General features: G+C 49.5%; 18 protein-coding genes. 17 read left to right on the top strand and 1 reads right to left on the bottom strand.

Annotation, left to right across the window (positions count from 1 at the left end; translation table 11 throughout):
• Window positions 1–185 precede the first annotated feature (185 nt).
• The 4 genes from BN162_RS02865 (at window position 186) to BN162_RS02850 (ending at window position 2,875) form a co-directional block, all read left to right on the top strand.
• Window positions 186–695, top strand: coding sequence for an NUDIX hydrolase (locus tag BN162_RS02865; RefSeq protein WP_020223558.1), 510 nt, complete (start codon window positions 186–188; stop codon window positions 693–695).
• Between the two features lie 25 nt (window positions 696–720).
• Window positions 721–1,548: a PfkB family carbohydrate kinase gene (locus BN162_RS02860; RefSeq protein ID WP_020223557.1), complete on the top strand. Its 828-nt coding sequence runs from the start codon at window positions 721–723 to the stop codon at window positions 1,546–1,548.
• Complete coding sequence (locus BN162_RS18265; RefSeq protein WP_020223556.1) at window positions 1,545–2,285, top strand: TIGR04076 family protein; 741 nt, start codon at window positions 1,545–1,547, stop codon at window positions 2,283–2,285. Before BN162_RS02860 ends, BN162_RS18265 begins: the two co-directional genes overlap by 4 nt.
• Before the next feature lie 233 nt (window positions 2,286–2,518).
• Window positions 2,519–2,875, top strand: a complete 357-nt coding sequence (locus tag BN162_RS02850) for a cyclic-phosphate processing receiver domain-containing protein (RefSeq protein ID WP_020223554.1) — start codon at window positions 2,519–2,521, stop codon at window positions 2,873–2,875.
• Window positions 2,876–2,904: 29 nt separating this feature from the next.
• Here BN162_RS02850 and BN162_RS02845 read toward each other — a convergent pair whose 3' ends face one another.
• Window positions 2,905–4,611, bottom strand: coding sequence for a proline--tRNA ligase (locus BN162_RS02845; RefSeq protein WP_020223553.1), 1,707 nt, complete (start codon window positions 4,609–4,611; stop codon window positions 2,905–2,907).
• A 141-nt stretch (window positions 4,612–4,752) separates the two neighbouring features.
• Between BN162_RS02845 and BN162_RS02840 the strand changes: the two genes are divergently transcribed.
• From BN162_RS02840 to BN162_RS02785, 13 genes are all read left to right on the top strand, one after another.
• Complete coding sequence (locus BN162_RS02840) at window positions 4,753–4,986, top strand: FeoA family protein (protein WP_020223552.1); 234 nt, start codon at window positions 4,753–4,755, stop codon at window positions 4,984–4,986.
• Entirely contained in the window at window positions 4,983–7,007 is a 2,025-nt protein-coding gene (gene feoB, locus BN162_RS02835) for a ferrous iron transport protein B (protein WP_020223551.1), read from the top strand. Before BN162_RS02840 ends, feoB begins: the two co-directional genes overlap by 4 nt.
• Window positions 7,008–7,115: 108 nt before the next feature.
• Window positions 7,116–8,198 carry a glycine cleavage system aminomethyltransferase GcvT gene (gene gcvT / locus BN162_RS02830; RefSeq protein WP_020223550.1) on the top strand — a complete coding sequence of 361 codons (1,083 nt, stop codon included), beginning with the start codon at window positions 7,116–7,118 and terminating at the stop codon, window positions 8,196–8,198.
• Between the two features lie 94 nt (window positions 8,199–8,292).
• Window positions 8,293–8,676, top strand: a complete 384-nt coding sequence (gcvH, locus tag BN162_RS02825) for a glycine cleavage system protein GcvH (protein ID WP_020223549.1) — start codon at window positions 8,293–8,295, stop codon at window positions 8,674–8,676.
• A gap of 3 nt (window positions 8,677–8,679) precedes the next feature.
• A complete protein-coding gene (gene gcvPA, locus BN162_RS02820; RefSeq protein ID WP_020223548.1) occupies window positions 8,680–10,002 on the top strand; it encodes an aminomethyl-transferring glycine dehydrogenase subunit GcvPA in 1,323 nt (440 codons plus the stop codon).
• Window positions 9,999–11,429, top strand: a complete 1,431-nt coding sequence (gene gcvPB, locus BN162_RS02815; protein WP_020223547.1) for an aminomethyl-transferring glycine dehydrogenase subunit GcvPB — start codon at window positions 9,999–10,001, stop codon at window positions 11,427–11,429. The genes gcvPA and gcvPB overlap by 4 nt, the downstream gene beginning before the upstream one ends.
• A 3-nt stretch (window positions 11,430–11,432) precedes the next feature.
• Window positions 11,433–12,425, top strand: a complete 993-nt coding sequence (lplA, locus tag BN162_RS02810) for a lipoate--protein ligase (RefSeq protein WP_020223546.1) — start codon at window positions 11,433–11,435, stop codon at window positions 12,423–12,425.
• A complete protein-coding gene (gene lpdA / locus BN162_RS02805; protein ID WP_020223545.1) occupies window positions 12,419–13,768 on the top strand; it encodes a dihydrolipoyl dehydrogenase in 1,350 nt (449 codons plus the stop codon). The genes lplA and lpdA overlap by 7 nt, the downstream gene beginning before the upstream one ends.
• Window positions 13,769–13,912: 144 nt before the next feature.
• Complete coding sequence (locus tag BN162_RS02800) at window positions 13,913–15,415, top strand: IMP dehydrogenase (protein ID WP_020223544.1); 1,503 nt, start codon at window positions 13,913–13,915, stop codon at window positions 15,413–15,415.
• A 96-nt stretch (window positions 15,416–15,511) separates the two neighbouring features.
• Window positions 15,512–16,819 (top strand): glutamine-hydrolyzing GMP synthase, encoded by a 1,308-nt coding sequence (gene guaA / locus BN162_RS02795; RefSeq protein ID WP_020223543.1) that lies wholly within the window; start codon window positions 15,512–15,514, stop codon window positions 16,817–16,819.
• 118 nt (window positions 16,820–16,937) lie between these two features.
• Window positions 16,938–17,774: a Cof-type HAD-IIB family hydrolase gene (locus BN162_RS02790; protein ID WP_020223542.1), complete on the top strand. Its 837-nt coding sequence runs from the start codon at window positions 16,938–16,940 to the stop codon at window positions 17,772–17,774.
• Between the two features lie 352 nt (window positions 17,775–18,126).
• Window positions 18,127–18,270: an HAD hydrolase family protein gene (locus BN162_RS18540; RefSeq protein WP_020223541.1), complete on the top strand. Its 144-nt coding sequence runs from the start codon at window positions 18,127–18,129 to the stop codon at window positions 18,268–18,270.
• Between the two features lie 80 nt (window positions 18,271–18,350).
• Window positions 18,351–18,977, top strand: a complete 627-nt coding sequence (locus tag BN162_RS02785; RefSeq protein ID WP_020223540.1) for a DUF6088 family protein — start codon at window positions 18,351–18,353, stop codon at window positions 18,975–18,977.
• Window positions 18,978–19,021 lie beyond the last annotated feature (44 nt).

The raw sequence follows: 19,021 nt of genomic DNA, 5'->3' as shown, positions 1-19,021 counted from the left end.
AGCGGATAAAACGAATTATATAAAAATACCCATTCTAAGCGATATCGACAAACAGAAAAATAAGTTTTTTTAGATTGAAGTTAGAAAATTATTGCTTTTTAACTCTGGGATCCATGTGATAGAAACAGACGGTTGTACTGCTAAACATGGTATAATATTGCTGTGAATCTAAGGGAGAGTGTGATATGGATCTGACATTTAGAACTGACTTAGGCCGCTTCAATATCCGGGTGTGCGCAGTGATGATTCATCAAGAAGCACTATTGATTATGCGTGATGAGGCAATGCCGTATGCCTATCTGCCAGGCGGGCGGATTCAATTTCAAGAAACGGCGGAAGCCGCGCTGCAGCGGGAGCTGAAAGAGGAATTGAAGATAGAAGCTGAGATTCTCCGGCCACTGTGGCTTTGTCAAAGCTTTTTCATGGAATCATCCAGCCAGGAAAAATTCCATGAACTCTGCCTGTATTTTTTAGTGAATCCGAACAATTCAGAACGGTTGATTCAAGATCAGACCTTTTCAGTTGAAGAAGGAAAACGGACGCATACTTTTGAGTGGATCCCTTTTTCCCAGATCCAGGAAATCAATTTGTTCCCGCGGTTTATTCAAAAGGCACTGCCGGATTTGCCGTCACAGCTGACGCTGATCACAGAAAATGAATTGACCCCAGGCGGATTCCAAGATAGGATAGAATAAGAAAAATACAAGAGAGGGAAAGAGAATGGAAAAAGAAATCTTACTAGTCAATGATTTGTGCGGTGTAGGCAAGGTGGCTTTGTCTGTGATGATTCCGCTGTTGTCAGCGCAGGGACATATCGTACATAATCTGCCGACAGCCCTGGTCTCCAATACGCTGGATTACGGTATTTTTGATATTCACGACACGACCGACTTCATGGTAAAGACACTGGATGCTTGGCAGGCTCTTAACTTTCACTTTGACTGCATCTGCACAGGCTTTTTGGTTTCTGAAAAGCAGGTGGATCTAATCAAGCGGTTGTTTGCTAGTCAGACGGAAGCGATAAAAATTGTCGATCCGATTTTAGGCGATGAAGGGCATCTGTATCCTGGCGTCGACCCTGCAGCTGTTGAACTACGCCGGCAGCTTGCCTCTTGTGCAGACCTCATCGTACCCAATCTGACCGAAGCCGCTTTGCTGTGCGGACATTCGGATTGGGGTGTAGAAGTAACGCCATCGCAAAAGGAACAGCTGCTGGATGAACTCTTGGAACTGGGCTGCGGTGCTGCCGTGATAACCAGCGTTGTTCTGACGGAAGACGGCGGACATTATGTGTGCGGCCGGGATCATCAGGGCGTCCGCTTTGATCTGCCGTATGAGATGATTGATGTACGGATCCCCGGCACCGGAGATGTATTCTCAGCGGTGCTGGCTGGGGAGCTCTTGCATCAGAAAACGTTGGAACAGGCCTGTCAGAAAGCGATGCATGAGGTCGAGCAGCTGATTCAGGCAAATCAAAATAACGCAGATCTGTTTCGCGGACTGCGGGTGGAAGCGGCAATTGCTGAAAGTCAGGCGGCCAAGGCATGAGCTCGCGGGCCGAGATTATCATCACGCTGATTGACCGCAAAGGCCCAATGGGATGCCATCGAGGACATCGGATTGGGGACTGCTACGACTTTGATAGTGAACGGGGACAGCTGTGTCCGATGGCGATGCATGTCGCCTTTCCGTATGTCGATATCCTGCGTTATGGAGGACAGATCCCCGGAAATTCAGAAAATCGTGCCGTGTTCTGCTGTCCGGATGTGGAGACGATCAACGTCTATCGCATCGAAAAAATCACGAGTTGTTACAGTGAAAGACTGGAATTGAGACCGCTGACCGTTAAAGATGCGCAAGATGTGCTGAACATCGCGGGCAAAGACGCGGTCGCAAAGTATATGCGGTTTGATACGCTGAAGTCCTATCAAGAAGCGGTCGATCTGATCTTACAGCTGACTTCAGGAATCAACCAGGCCTGGCTTGTGAGATCAAAGCAAACCTTGCAGGCCGTTGGGGTTCTGGCTTTAAAGCAAAGCGACTGTGAGACTGTGCGGGATGTGACGCTGTTTTTAGATGAGCCGTTCTGGCATTGCGGTTATGGCCGGGAATTGTTAAGCTGGGCCAAGGTGTATGCACACGATCGGCTGCGTGCTTCAACCCTGCAGGCGTATGTGGCTATGGAAAATAAGGCGTGTCAGAATTTATTGGAAAGCCTGCATTTTCAAATCGAAAAACGCTTCGACTACGAAGATCAAAGCGTTCTGGTTTATCGCGGATCGTAAATCACAGCTGGCTTCGCTTTGGAACCTGACCGATACGGAACGAGGTCTTCCGGCGGAAGAACAGAAGACTGCTGAAAAGCGCGGTAATGACTTCCAGGAATGTTTTCATGGATGATGTTCCTCCTTTGACTTTATTCTATGCCGATCCTCAGGATTCTACCATGGATCGACGTGACAAAATTCTCACAGTTTTGTAAGATTGTCTGGTGAAAGGGGAAAGAAGAGGGGAAACGATGACAAAACAACGATGTCTGTATCTGGATGATCTGCGTCTGCCGCAGTATGCCTCTTCGCTGAAAAACTGCAAGTTCGCCCTTGCGAAAACAGTATCGCAGGCCCAGCAGTTCTTTTCGGAAAACACCTATGATCTTGTGTCCTTGGATTATGATCTTGGGACACCGCAAACCGGCTATGACTTCTGTCTGTGGCTTGTTCAACAACCTCAGGCTGTTGATCTGAAGCAGATCGTTCTGCATACGGATAATCACTATGGAAGGGCCAATATGCTCAGCCTGTTAACCTGGAAGCTGCCGTCTGTGCCGATTGTTATTGAACCCCATACAATTCAAATAAAAAAGAGTGATTCCTGATTCTATTTCAGGGTCACTCTTTTTGCGTTTTATCGGGTTTGACCGCAGCGGATCAATTCGAGAACTTGGCTGACAACTTCATCGACTTTAACGTCGTTTGCTTTTTCCGCTGTGCGCAGCTTCATCTCAACGAGACCTTCACCGATTTTCTTGCCGACAGTCAGCCGGATCGGGGTTCCGATCAGATCCATGTCCTTAAACTTGACGCCTGGACGTTCGTCACGATCATCGAGCATGACCTCAACTCCGGCCGCCTGCAGCTGGGCATACAATTGTTCAGCCGCGGCCACCTGCTGTTCATCCTTCTTGGAGATGATGACGATCGCTACTGGATATGGGGCAATGTTGATCGGCCAGCATAAGCCGTGTTCATCACTGTGCTGTTCCGCCAGCGCTGCCATACAGCGGCCGATGCCGATGCCATACGATCCCATCCAGACCGGATTCAGCTTGTTTTCCTGATCCAGATATTCCAAATTCATCGCCTGAGCATATTTTGTTCCCAACTTGAAGGTATTGCCGATCTCAATGCCTTTTTTAAATACGATCTTGCCGCCGCAAACCGGGCAGGTATCGCCTTCCATGATCTGCCGGACATCCGCGGTATAATCCGCTTTGAAGTCTTCCTGATTCACATGAATATAGTGATAACCCGTCTTGTTGGCGCCGGTGATGAAGTTAGCCATGTGTGAAACCTCAACATCCATCACTAACGGACAATGCAGACCGATCGGGCCGGCAAATCCTACCTTGGCTTCCGTTGCCTGCATGACCATTTCCGGCTCAGCCAGAGCGATTTCCAAACCGCCGACCAATTTCAATACCTTGGTTTCATTGACTTCTCGATCCCCGCGGACCATGACCGCCACTGGTTTGCCGTCAATGTTGTAAATCAAGGTCTTGACGAACCGCTGGGCATCCTGCTGCAGAAATTCCGTCACTTCTTCAATCGTCCGGGCGTTCGGCGTTTCCACTAATTCTTTCGGCAAGTGCGCTTCATCACTGTCAAGACCCTCGTCTTTGCAGGAAGCCACTTCCAGATTGGAGGCAAAGCTGCATTGATCACACAGCACCAGAACATCTTCACCGATTTCCGTTACCGCCTGGAATTCCTCGGACAATAAGCCGCCCATGACGCCGGTATCCGCGCGGACAATCTTGTAATCCATGTGCATCCGGTCAAACGCCCGTTTGTATCCGTCAAACATCTTCTGATACGCGACGTCCATTCCCGCTTCATCCTTATCAAAGGAATAAGCATCCTTCATGATGAACTCACGCACTCGGATCAAACCGTAGCGCGGACGGGCTTCATCGCGGTATTTGGTCTGAAACTGATATAAATTGAACGGCATGTCTTTATAGGAACGAATTTTCATGCCTGCGGCCACCGCAAACAGTTCTTCATGGGTTGGGCCGAGAACATAGCTTTTGTTGAAGCGGTCCTTGAGCGAAAACATGCTGGAACCAAAGTTGTCCCGCCGCCCGGAGGCGACATAGACTTCTTCCGGAATCAGCGCCGGCATCAAGAGCTCCTGACTTCCTGCCCGTTCCATTTCTTCCCGCACGATGTTTTCAATTTTCTTCAGTACTTTATACCCAAGGGGAAGGTACATATAGACTCCTGCCGAGCTTTTTTTGATCATGCCCGCACGAACCAGCAGATTACCGCTGACGGAATCTTCATCCTTTACGTTCTCCCGCAGAGTCGCAAAGAAACTTTGACTTAATCTCATAACACTTCTCTCCTATTCTTCAAAATGAACCTTTTTGATTATACCACAATCTGTCCGTTATACCAGCTGGGGAATGTCGAAATTTGCGCGGAAGGAAGGGCTTTTTGCAAGCATAGTCTAATAAAGAAAGGAGAGCAAGCGATGAAACTAACACAATTAACGCCAGGCAGGCGGGCCTTGATCACTTCGATGACTTTGTCACAGGCGGTAGTGATCCGCTTAGAAGCACTTGGTTTGCGGGTTGGGGAAGAAATTGAATGCGTCCGGACAGCGCCGCTGCTGGATCCGATCGAGTACAGTGTCGGCGGCAGTCTGATCGCTCTGCGCCGTCCCGATGCTGCACAGATTGAAGTCGCTTTGATCACCAACCCATGAAGACCGCGGCGTTTGTCGGCAATCCCAATGCCGGGAAAACAGCCTGGATCAACGCACTGTCCGATGCTGGGTTTGAGGTTGGCAACTGGCCGGGCGTCACGGTCGAGCGCAAACAGGCTCAGGTTCAATGGGGATCGGAAAAACTGACACTGATCGATCTGCCGGGGATTTATGATTTGCAGAAAACCAACAATGAGGAACAGATCACGCAGGATTTTCTGGAATCGCAGCCGGTCGACTGTCTGATCAACGTTCTGGATGCGACGCATTTACAGCGGGCACTGCGTCTGACCTTAAAATTAAGAATGCTTCAGATTCCGATGATTCTGATTTTTAACTTTTACGATGAAGTGCTGAAGAATGGGATTGAAATCGACGCTGTCAAACTCAGCCGGCGTCTGGCCTGTCCGATCCTGTGCGTCAGCGCATTTGATAAGCAGGCTGTGGGCCAGGTGAAGGAAACGATCTTAGCCATGCTGAAAGAACCGTTTTCGGGATATCGGCCGCTGTTAACCCAACCGCTGGAAGAAGCGTGGGTCAGACAGGTCAATACACTGCAGCTGGCTCAGCCGTTTGCTTCTTCGCTTGCGTTGCAGAAGCAAGCCTACATGCAGCTGTGCGAGGCCCAGCCGCAGGCGATGCATCAGGCGCTGTATCAGGCGATTGACAGTCTGATGAGTCATGTTCGTCAGGATCCGCAGCGCCGGCTGTTAAAAACCAGGCGGATCGATGCCGTGCTGCTGCATCGGATTTGGGGGCTGCCGCTGTTATTGGCGATGAGTTTTGCGATGCTGATGCTGATCTATAACGGAAGCTCGCCGTATGTCGGCTGGCTGAACCAGCTGACGCTCTGGATGCAGCATGGCTGTCAGCTTTTGCTAGCTGGAGTGCCGGCATGGCTGCGCTCGCTGGTGTGCGATGGACTCTTGGCGGGGATCGGCAGCGTACTCAGCTTTCTGCCGCTCATGGCCTTTCTCTATTTCTTTCTCGGGCTGCTGGAAGAAAGCGGCTATATGGCGCGGATCGCTTTCCTGATGGATCGGCTGATGCGGCCGTTTGGCTGCAGCGGCAAGGCGTTTGTTTCTTTGCTTTTAGGCTTAGGCTGCAATGTTCCGGCGGTCATGGCTACCCGTGTTATTGAAGAAGAAAGCAGCCGCCGGCGCACGGCGCTGGTCGTCCCGTTAATCAGCTGCGGCGCACGGCTACCGATCTATCTGTTGTTTGCGGCCGCGTTTTTTCCCGGCCAGGGCGGGGTGATCGTGTTTACACTGTACGGCTTGAGTCTGGTCAGTGCGCTGGTGTTATCCCTGATTTTGTCTTTACCAGAGCAGCGTCGGCAGCCATGGATGGTGCTGGAGCTTCCGGTTTATCGCCGACCTTCTTTAAAAGTGGTGTTCAACAAGGTCAGGCAGGAAGTCAAGAATTATACCCGCAAGGCGATGACGGTCGTGATGCTAGCCATGACGGTGCTGTGGGGACTGACTTATTTTCCAAGCGGTGAAATTACGACCTCCTATGCCGCTCAGTTTGGCAAAGCGGCCTCTGTGATCTACCAGCCGCTGGGTTTTGGCACGCAGTGGCCGCTGGTGGCCAGTCTGCCGGGCTCCATTGCCGCCAAGGAAACGGTCGTTGGCTTTCTGGCTTCAGTGCTGCGGGACAAGGTCGAGGCACCGCTGGATTTCGCCCAGGAATCAAAAAATCTCGTACTGGGACTGGGGGAGGCTGTAAAAAACAGCGTGGTGCATCTGGCTGATTTCAGTCAGGAAGGGCAGGATGCCGGACTCATCAGTGAGATCGGCAGGCTGTTTGACGATCCGTTGGGAAAACTGCGGGCCTATAGTTTTCTTGTTTACTGTCTGTTTTCGATTCCCTGCATCATGACGCTCAATGCACTGCGCCAGGAGTATGGAACGAAACTGATGCTGAAGTCGATCGCGATCATGGTGCTTTTGCCGTATGGGATGAGTCTGATTTTGTTTCAGCTGGGACGGCTTTTGTATTGGCTGTCGATGATTCGATAGGAAAAAGAACAGAGTTGTCTTGTGAAGTGCAGAACTATGTAGAAAAGCGCTTTCATATTCGCTATAATAAAACTACAAGAGGAACCTGAAAAGGAAAGGAAACCGAGGATGACAGAAAAAACATCGTTATACGACTTTCATCAGAAGCACCAAGGCAAACTTGTCGAATTTGCCGACACCTGGCTGCCCGTCCAGTATCCCACCGGCATCATCAAGGAGCATCAGGCTGTGCGCGAACAAGCCGGACTGTTCGACGTTTCGCACATGGGCGAATTTCTTGTCGAAGGACCGGAAGCCGCCGCTTATCTTGATCATCTGCTGACCAACAAGATCGCCAATCTGAAACATGGCCAGATGCGTTACAGTTGTCTGTGTTATGCGGATGGCGGAACCGTGGACGACTTGATCGTCTACCGCTTTGACGACGAGCATTTTTTATGTGTTGTCAATGCTTCCAACAAGCAGAAGGATTGGGAATGGTTCAACCAGAACTGTCACCACGACGTGAAGCTGCGCAATGTTTCGTCTTTGATCTCGCAGGTTGCTTTGCAGGGACCCAAAGCGATTGAAATCTTAGGCAAGCTCGCCGATCTGTCGGCCTTGCCGGCGAAGTCGTACTGGTTCACCGATCAAATTGAACTGGCGGGGAAGAAATGTCTGATTTCCCGCAACGGATATACCGGTGAGGACGGCGTGGAAATTTACATGCAGAATGAAGATGCGCTGGCGATTACAGAAGCGATCATGGCAGTGGGTGAGCCGTTCGGCTTGATTCCGTGCGGTTTAGGAGCGCGCGATACGCTGCGCTTAGAAGCGGCTATGCCGCTGTATGGGCATGAGCTGGGCAGCGAAACAACACCGTTGGAAGCCGGACTGAACTTTGCCGTTAAGCTGGACAAAGCGGATTTCATCGGCAAGCAGGGAATGCAGGAAAAGGGGCTGACCAAAGCCCGGATCGGTCTGCAGCTGTTGGATCGAGGCATTGCCCGTGAGCACTATGAAGTGCAAAAAGACGGAGCTGTGATCGGTCACATTACCAGCGGCACGATGGCGCCGACGCTGGGCAAAGCGATTGCGATGGCCTATGTCGATGTCGATCATGTCCAGGAAGGCTTGGAAGTCGAAGTCGTGCATGGTGCACGCAGCATGAAAGCCGTGATCTGCGCGATGCCGTTTTATAAGCGAAAATAAATCACCGCAATCAAAAACCTGCAGCCGCTTCAATGAGGATTGAATTCAATTCGCGGCTGGGACGATAAATAAAAAATGAAGGAGGACATACAACATGTCAGTCGTAAAAGAAGGTTTACTTTACAGCAAGTCTCATGAATGGGTTGAAACGCTGCCTGACGGCACCGCCCGCATCGGTATTTCCGACTATGCCCAGGACAGCTTGGGCGATATCGTGTTTGTCGACATGCATCCCGCCGGCGAGGAAGTCGAAGCAGAAGGGGCGTTAGCCGATGTTGAATCCGTCAAGGCTGTCAGTGAAATTTATTCGCCGGTCGCCGGAACGATCAAGGAAATCAATGAGGAACTGATCGATGCACCGGAAAAGCTGAATGAAGACTGCTACGGCAATTGGATCTGCGTGCTGGAAAACGTCGCGGGTCTGGAAGACCTGCTAAGTCCGGAAGCTTACAGCGAATACCTGACGACGCTGGAGTAGCCCATGAGCGATTACATTGCATCCAGTCCCGAAGAACTGCAGGCGATGCTGGATTCTCTGGGGCTGAAAGATTTAGATGAATTAACCGATCATCTGACGCCGGCGGTTCTGTTACAGGAAGATGGCTGGGATCTGCCGTCCGGCATGAGCGAATTTGAGGCACTGGCCAAGATCAAAAAGATGGCCTCCCATAATCGGATCTATGAAGATCTGTACCGCGGCGCCGGAGCCTATCGGCATTACATCCCCAGTCTTGTCCATGCCTTAGCGGGGCGCAGTGAATTTTTAACGGCCTATACGCCATATCAGGCGGAAATGAGCCAGGGTCTGCTTCAGTCCATTTTTGAATATCAGACGATGATCTGTGAGCTGACCGGCATGGATGTCAGCAATGCCAGTGTGTATGACGGAGCGACAGCCGCGGCTGAGGCGCTGTTAATGTGCCGGGATCCGAAGCACCGCCGCGTGCTGGTTCCTTCTTCCGTCCACCCGCAGATTCTGCAGGTCATCCGCACCTATGGCGAAGCGTACGGCATGGAAATCGCCGTGCTGGACTGTCCAAACGGTGTTTTGGAAGAGGCTGTGCTGCGGGAAGCCTTGAGTGAGGATACGGCCTGTCTGCTTTTGCAGCAGCCAAACTATTTCGGCTTAATCGAAGATGCCCAGACACTGTTTGCGGCGGCAGCTGAAAAGAAAGTCAAAGGCATTCTGCACATCAATCCAATTGCCGCGGCGCTGTTGCCGTCGGCCAAGGAAGTCGGCGCCGTGATTGCGGTCGGTGAAGGTCAGCCGTTGGGCATGCCGCTGAATTTCGGCGGCCCATACCTGGGCTTTATGGCCAGCGTTTCATCGCTGATGCGCAAGCTGCCGGGCCGAATTGTCGGTCAGAGTACCGATCATCAAGGCCGGCGTGCCTATGTTCTGACGCTGCAGGCCCGCGAGCAGCATATCCGGCGGGAAAAAGCCAGCAGCTCCATCTGTTCCAATCAGGCGCTGTGCGCTTTAAGAGCGGCGATTTACTGCAGCGCGATGGGAACCGAAGGCATTGAACAGGTCGCAACGCACTGCATCAGCAACGCTCACTATTTGGCTGAACAGCTGTGTCAGAAAACCGCGCTGAAATTAAAATATACCGGCGAGTTCTTTCATGAATTTGTTACGGTCAGCGACGTGCCAAGCCGCGTTTTGTTAAAGCATCTGGAAGATCATGATATCTTGGGCGGTCTGCCTTTGAATGATCATGAAATTCTGTGGTGCGCGACCGAAGTGAACAACAAGGAGAATATGGATCATCTGGTTGAACTGATCGGGGAGGTGGCCGCATGAGTCAGCTGATTTTTGAACGCGGGGGTCAAGGTCATCGCGGCGTTGCGCTGCCGCAGCTGCAGGTCCCTGCCTACACGTTAAATACTCCGCTTCGCACAGAGAAGCCGCAGCTGCCTTCGGTCAGCGAGTTGGAAGTTGTGCGCCACTATACCGAATGTTCCCTGCGCGTGAAAGGTGTAGATCATCTCTTTTACCCGTTAGGCTCCTGTACGATGAAGTACAATCCAAAGGTCAACGAGGAGGCGGCGAATCTGGAAGGCTTTACGGCAATCCATCCGCTGGCGCCTCAAGAAGATGTACAGGGCTGTCTGGAAGTAATGGAAACGTTGGAACACTATCTGAACCAAATCACCGGTATGGATGCTTTCTGTTTCCAGCCGGCGGCGGGGGCGCATGGTGAATTCAGCGGATTAATGACAATCCGCAACTATTTAAAACGTCATCATGAAGATCAGCGGACAGTTGTGTTCGTTCCGGATTCGGCTCATGGAACCAATCCGGCCAGCGCGGTTATGGCCGGCTTCACGGTGAAGCAGATTCCAAGCAACGCACAGGGCAATGTCGATGTGGAAGCCTTGCGGGCGATGGCCGATGAAACGACGGCGGCGCTGATGCTGACCAATCCGAATACCCTGGGTCTGTTTGAAAAAGATATTCTGGAAATTACCCAAATCATTCATGATGCTGGCGGCTTAGTTTATTATGACGGCGCCAATCTGAATGCGATCATGGGAATTGCTCGTCCTGGCGACATGGGCTTTGATGTCGTTCATCTGAACCTGCATAAAACATTCTCTACGCCGCATGGCGGCGGCGGACCGGGAAGCGGGCCGATCGGCGTCAAAAAGCATCTGATTGACTATTTGCCTGCACCGCGGATTGAAAACGGTCAGATTCATGAGAATTGTCCGGAGAGTCTTGGCCGAATGAAGATGTTTTATGGCAATTTCGGCGTGATGGTCCGCGCTTTGACGTATGTCATGATCTTAGGCAAAGAAGGCCTGCGCAAAACCAGTCAGGTGGCTGTGCTCAACGCCCGCTATCTTGAACATGAACTGAGCCGGCGCTACGATATGGCGGTGGATCAGCCATGCATGCATGAATTTGTCATGACGTTGAAGCGCCAGCATCAGCAGCTGGGGATCAATGCCATGGATATCTCCAAAGGTATGATCGACCGCGGCATTCATCCGCCGACGATGTATTTCCCATTGATCGTCGAGGAAGCCTTGATGGTCGAGCCGACGGAAACCGAACCGAAGGCGGTGCTGGATGAAGCGGTGCGCGTCTTAAACGAACTGCTCGATCTTGCATCTCAGGATCCCCAGGCTTTGCATGCTTGTCCGCAGATGACGCCGATTGGCCGCATTGATGAAGTTCAGGCAGCTCGGCATCCAATCCTGCGCTGGCAGAAGGAAAACGGATAAACGATGTTGTATTTTGCAGAGGGTCAGACTTTTGACCCTTACTTTAATTTAGCGATGGAAAAATGGCTTTGCGATCATCTTGAAGGACAGCTTATCCTGTACTTGTGGCAGAACGAACATACCGTCGTGATCGGCAAAAATCAGAATCCGTTAAAGGAGTGCCGGCTAGCGGCGCTGCGGCAGGATGGTGGATTGCTGGCCCGGCGCTGTTCCGGGGGCGGAGCGGTGTACCATGATCTGGGAAATCTGAATTTCACAATCCTGATGCCCTCCGATCAATTTGATCTGCATAAACAATGCTCTGTGCTTCTGCAGGCGGTGCGGCAATTCGGGATTAACGCGCAGTTCTCCGGCCGCAATGATCTGACGGTGGAAGGGCGCAAGTTCTCCGGCAATGCCTTTTATCATGGTCCTTACGGCAGCTTCCACCATGGAACGCTGCTGGTGGATACCGATGGTGAAAAGGTAGGCCGATATCTGCGGGTTTCCCAGGCAAAACTAAAAGGCAATGGCGTTGATTCAGTGCGCCGGCGAATCATCAATTTGAAAGAATGTGCTCCGGACATCACGATTGACAAGCTTAAAACAGCGCTGCGGGAAGCGATGCAGCAGGTTTATGGTCAGCCGGGGACGCCTTGGTCATGGACAGCGCAGCAACTAACGGAAATCCGGCAGCTGGCTAACGAATATCAAAGTGAAGCATGGCTGCTTCCAGATAAATTCCAGGCTGATCTGTGCCTTGAGAAACGCTTTGGATGGGGCGAGATTCAGGTTCAGCTGCAGCTGCAGCCGCAGCGGATTACAGCCTGCCGGCTGTACAGCGATGCGATGGATGAAGCGGCGATCAGCACCTTGCAAGAGCTGCTTCAGGATTGTCCGCTGATTCCAGAGGCGCTGCATTCGTGCGCCTTAAGGGCCGCCGCAGAACATCCGCTGATCCCAGAGTGCATCGCATGGATCAGTCAAGAAATAGAAGGGCAGGAGTCTACATGGTAATCAAAACTGAACTTGTAATTCTCGGCGCCGGTCCAGCCGGCTATGAAGCGGCCATTCACGCGGCGCAATGCGGGATGCAGGTTGTTTTAATTGAAAAAGATCAGGTTGGCGGCACGTGTCTGAACCGCGGCTGCATTCCAACTAAAAGTTTGTTATACCAAGCCCATCAGCTGCATACAGCGGCGCAGTACGCGGCTTTTGACTTTGACAGCGACCAACTGCGCAGGCAAAAGGAAGAAACCGTTGCCAAACTGCAGAAGGGGATTGCTCAGTTGATCAAAGGCAATCAAATTCAATATATCACAGGCGAAGCTAGAATCATTGACGCGCAGACCGTATGTGTCAACGACGAAACAATCGAGGCCGAGCACATTTTAATCGCAACCGGCTCGAAAGCCTCTGTTCCGCCGATTCCAGGAATCGAACACGCGATGACCTCGGATCAGGTGCTGGCCTGGGACAGACCTTTACCTAAACAGGCTGTCATCATTGGCGCCGGGGTGATTGGTCTGGAGTTTGCGGATCTGTTATTGGATCTTGGCGTGGCTGTAACGCTTTTAGAAGCGGCACCACGGCCGTTGATTCAGGCGGATCGGGAAATCGCGCAGAACCTGCAGATGATCCTGAAACGGCGAGGGGCCCAGATTCATTGCGATGTTTCCATCACGCAGATTCGGGCGTCGGAGGTGGACTATCTCGAAAAAGAGAAACCGCAGACAGCTCAGGGTGAATGGATCATCGCCGCAACCGGACGTAAACCGGTGCTGTGTGACTGTGATCTAGAACTGTTACAGGAGCGCGGCCGCTTGGTAACCGATGCCTGCGGAAAGACCTCAATTCCAACGATTTATGCCGCCGGCGATGTGGCCAGTCAGATTCAGCTGGCACATCTGGCCAGTGCTCAGGCTATCAATGCTGTGGATGCGATGCTGGGGCGGAAGCCGCAGTTTGATCTGACGTGCATTCCTTCCTGTCTGTATACCCATCCGGAAGCAGCCTGGGTCGGATTGTCCGAGGAAGAAGCACAGGCGCAGGGAAGAGAAATCCTTATTGGCAAGACCAGTACGCTGGGCAATGCCAAATCAATGATCGAACAAGCCCCGCGCGGTTTTGTCAAACTGATTGCGGATGCCGCGACAAGACAGATATTAGGCGGAATCATCGTCGGGGCGCATGCCAGCGATTGGATTGGCACGATCGCTCAGGCTGTCAGTCTGCATTTAACGGTGGATGACTGCCAGCGGGTCATTGTAGCGCATCCGACCTGGAGCGAAGCGCTGCATGAAGCACTGATGGATGTGGATCAGCACGCAATCCATACCTTATACTCTCGTTTACGTTAAGTGAAGGCGGACTTTCCTTTACCGGAAAACCGCCTTTTCTCGTAAGAATTGTAAAAATTTTCAAAACGGTTCATTTAATCCTTTACTTTGGGGCATAATTTCATTATAATCATGGATAATACAAAAGGGAAAAGGAGCGAAATTATGGCATATTACTATGATCAACCGTCTCATACGTTCAGCGAATATCTGTTAGTTCCAGGCTATTCTTCCAGCGAGTGCGTTCCAACGTCAGTCAGTTTAAAGACACCATTAGTGAAATACAAAAAAGGCGAAAAACCTGCGATTGAAATGAACATTCCGATGGTCAGCGCGATCATGCAGGCAGTTTCCGATGACCGGATGGCCGTTGCTTTGGCTAAGGAAGGCGGCGTTTCGTTCATCTTTGGTTCACAGTCGATTGAAAGTCAGGCGGCGATGGTGGCCCGCGTCAAGAATCACAAAGCCGGCTTCGTTGTCAGCGATTCCAACATTACACCGGATATGACATTGGCTCAGGTACTCGAACTGGTCGAGGAAACAGGACATTCCACGATGCCGGTAACCGAGGACGGAACCGCAAATGGCCGGTTGGTTGGAATGGTGACCAGCCGTGACTACCGTGTATCCCGCATGGCTCCGGAAACCAAGGTTGCGGAATTCATGACGCCTTACGACAAGCTGATCGTGGGGCATGAGAGCGATACCTTGTCGGACTGCAATGATTTGATTTGGGAACACAAACTGAACCAGCTGCCGATTATTGATGAGAACCAGCATCTTTTATATCTGGTTTTCCGTAAGGATTATGCTACGCATAAGGAAAATCCGGATGAACTGCTGGATTGTCACAAGCGTTACATCGTCGGCGCCGGCATCAACACCCGCGATTATGCGGAACGCGTTCCAGCTTTGGTTGAAGCGGGCGTAGATGTACTGTGCATTGATTCCTCGGAAGGCTTCAGCGAATGGCAGAAGCGTACAATTTCATGGATTCGTGCGAAATATGGTGACAGCGTAAAAGTGGGAGCCGGCAATGTTGTGGACCGTGAAGGATTCCGCTTCCTGGCGGAAAGCGGGGCGGATTTCATTAAAGTGGGAATTGGCGGCGGTTCCATCTGCATTACGCGTGAAACCAAAGGCATTGGCCGCGGACAGGCGACAGCGGTAATCGAGGTTGCCAAAGCTCGTGATGAATACTTTGAAGAAACAGGCATCTACATTCCAATCTGTTCTGACGGCGGTATCGTTTACGATTATCATATTACCCTAGCGTTGGCGATGGGCGCAGACTTTGTCATGCTTGGCCGCTACTTCAGCCGGTTTGAAGAATCGCCGACAACCAAATTGATGGTCAACGGCACGTATGTCAAAGAGTATTGGGGCGAAGGCAGCAACCGTGCCCGCAACTGGCAGCGTTATGATCTGGGCGGCGCGCAGAAGCTCAGCTTTGAAGAAGGCGTTGATTCCTATGTTCCTTATGCGGGGACGCTGAAGGAAAACGTCACCTTGACATTGTATAAGGTGAAATCGACGATGTGCAACTGCGGTGCGCTTTCCATCCCTGAGCTGCAGCAGAATGCCCGGCTGACGTTAGTTTCCGCAACCTCGATTGTTGAAGGTGGAGCGCATGACGTCATCGTTAAAGACAAAAGCTCAATGAAATAAATTTTTCCCTTGACCCTGTAAAAAGATCGGATAAGCGAACTCCGGTCTTTTTCTGAAAGAAAGCAGCGAGCATGACAATTTGAAGGAGGAAGAGCAATGAAACAGGATATGATTTTAATCTTAGATTTAGGCAGCGATGAAAATACCGTGCTGGCGCGGATGATCCGTGATTTAGGTGTATACAGTGAGATCAAGCCGCACGACATCACCAAGGAAGAATTAGCGAAGCTGGATAACGTCAAAGGCATCATTTTAAACGGCGGTCCGCTGAACATCGTAGACGGAAAGGCGATTGAAGTCGGCGATCATGTCTATGCGGCGCAAGTTCCTGTCTTGGCCGTCGATTATGCGAAAACGAAGTGTGCGGACAGCCTCGCGCAATGGCCAGCGGATGAAGCGGAAATGAAGGAAATTGTAAAGACATTCTTGTTTGAAAAATGCCACGCTGAAGCGAATTGGAATATGAAAAACTTCATCGCCGATCAGATTGAATTGATCCGCCGCCAGGTAGGCGACCGCAAAGTTTTGTTAGCCTTGTCAGGCGGGGTCGATTCTTCGGTTGTAGCAGCCTTGTTGATCAAGGCGATTGGCAAGCAGCTGGTCTGCGTGCATGTCAATCATGGCTTGATGCGCAAAGGGGAATCGGAGAGCGTTATTGATGTGTTCCGTCATCAGATGGAGGCCAACCTGATTTATGTGGATGCCAGCGAGCGGTTCTTAACGAAGCTGGAAGGCGTTGCCGATCCGGAACAGAAGCGGAAGATTATCGGTGCGGAATTTATCCGTGTATTTGAAGAAGAAGCACGGAAGCTGGAAGGCATTGATTTCCTGGCGCAGGGAACGATCTATCCGGATATCGTGGAATCAGGAACCAAAACGGCAAAGGTTGTCAAATCGCATCATAACGTCGGAGGTTTGCCGGAAGACATGAACTTTGAGCTGGTTGAGCCTTTGACTTATCTGTTTAAAGATGAAGTCCGGGCATGCGGCCTGGAATTAGGCTTGCCGTATGAGATGGTCTTCCGTCAGCCGTTCCCAGGACCGGGATTGGGTGTTCGCTGCTTAGGCGCGATTACAAGAGAACGGCTGGAAGCGGTGCGGGAATCTGATGCGATTTTGCGTGAAGAGTTTGCCAAAGCGGCTTTAGATAAGAAAGTCTGGCAATATTTCACGATTGTCCCTGATTTCAAGTCTGTTGGTGTTAAGAACAACGCGCGCTGTTTTGAATATCCGGTGATTATTCGGGCTGTCAATACGATTGATGCGATGACGGCTTCGATTGAACAAATCGATTGGGCGGTGCTGAGCAGGATTACGGATCGTATCCTGAATGAAGTTGCCAACGTGAATCGGGTTTGTTATGATTTGTCACCGAAACCTTGCGCGACAATAGAGTGGGAATAGGGTTTTTAACTTTTCATCTTATTGATGCAGATAATTTAGCTTATTGTCTGCATTTTCTTATATCATTAATTTTAGTTTAAAAACTGCGCAGTTTATGAAAAAATATAAAGGAGAACTTATGAATTCAATTCGCTTAATTGTAACAGATTTAGACTTCACTTTGTTAAACGAACATTTTGAGCTTTCTGAGTCAACAAAAGAAATCCTGAGCCGGATTTTAGAGAGCGGTGTGGAGTTTGTTCCATGCAGCTCCCGGCCGTTAAGTGAGATTCCTCAATGGCTGCGCCAACAAAAGAAAATTCATTGGATCGTAACGGCTAATGGCGGACTGATCGTTGATAATCAGACTGGAGAAACGTTAGTTTCCAATACGCTTCCCGCTTCCAAAGCTAAAGCGTTGTTGACCTTGGCAGAACCAATGAATCCACACTGGAGTTGTTTGATTGAAGGACATCTGCATAGTCATCTGGCGATTTTGGATGATCGAAAGGCGCTGAAAATTGCCGGATCTTATTTAGAGAACATTTTAAAGAATCGAATTTGGGAATCGGGTAAGGATTTCCTGGATACTTTGCCAGATGCTCAGATTGCCAAAATTCATTTCATTACAAGCCGGGATTTTCCAGAGAAGAAGCAGGCTCTGATCGATCTATTATCGCAGGAGAAGGGAATTTCATTAACATCTTCACATCCTTCAAATTTGGAGATTCTGCATCCGTTAGCAAACAAGGGCGATGCTGTGCGGTGGGTGATGCAGCAATTGAACTGCACGCCGGAAGAAGCCGTAGCCTGTGGGGATAACGCCAATGATCTGCCTATGCTTCAGGCTGTTTATCACAGTGTAGCGGTTGCCAATGCGACGGATGAAGTCTTAGCCATGGCTCGTCATCACGCTTTATCGCATCGTGAAGACGGTGCAGCCAAGATGATGGAACAGCTCCTTGGACAAGCTTAATTGAAGCAAAAAACGTTTGTCTGATCAAGATAGGTTGGACAAAGCACCTCTTTGCTGGCTTACTATTGCTTGTGAGGTGCTTTTTATATTCTCTATTTTTAGTTTGTGCTTCACCTTGATGCAGATATTATCTATACGGTTTAAATAAATAAGAAAATTTTGCCTCTAAGAACGATTCTATTGACCAAAAATGAATTTTTTTGATTTTGGTCAATAGTGATGATATTGCATGATTTCAATTTGGAACATTACGATGAAATAATAAATAATTACTTGTTCATAGACGAAGTTCAATTATGTGATCAATTTGAAAAAGCTATTAATAGTATTCATACTAAAGAGATATTTAAATATGCCTATGCTTCAGGCTGTTTATCACAATGTAGCGGTTGCTAATGCGACGGATGAAGTCATAGCCATGGTTCGTCATCACGCTTTATCGCATCGTGAAGACGGTGCAGCCAAAATGATGGAACAGCTCCTTCGACAAGCGTGATTGAAAGAGAAAATCATTTCTTTTAAATTGACTGTATGCACCCAAAAGTATATAATTATAGGTGCAAGGAGGCGATGCAAATGAATTCGATTTCCACTCAAATAGAAAACATTATGACTGAAAATAAAGGTAAAATTTATTCGATTCATGATTTTTACAGATTGGGAACAAAAAATACAATCAAATCCATTTTATATCGTTTAAATGAAGAAGGTAAGATTACTAGACTTATTGATGGATTATATACAAAGCCTAAGTTTAGTGAGATTTTAAATGAATATTCTTATCCAGATACAAACGCTGTTGCCGATAAGATTGCAGATAAATTTTCGTGGACAATATCGCCAACCGGGGATACAGCCTTGAATTACACAGGCCTTTCTACACAAGTGCCTAACGAATATGTTTATATTTCTGATGGACCGTACAGAGAATATCTTTATAGGAATAAGAAGATTATTTTTAAACACACAACAAATAGAAATATCACCTCTTATTCAAAAGAATTATCTATTCTGATACAAGCCATTAAAGCGATTGGAAAAAATAACATTAGCAATAATGATATTCAAAAATTTACAATTTTTTCTAAAAATATTAGTGAAGATTTGTTAAAGGATACTTTAAAATTACCTTTTTGGATTCAAGAGGTTTTAGAAAGGATACAAAAGAAAAATGACGAGCAAACTATTACAAATTTCAAGTGAAGAGTTGGAATTAGTTATTCAAAACACATTTATGGGTTTGTATT

It is taken from the genome of Holdemania massiliensis AP2 (assembly GCF_000327285.1).
GTDB lineage: Bacteria > Bacillota_I > Bacilli_A > Erysipelotrichales > Erysipelotrichaceae > Holdemania > Holdemania massiliensis.
Note: the sequence above shows the minus strand (reverse complement) of the source record. Positions and strands in the feature narration are given on the sequence as shown.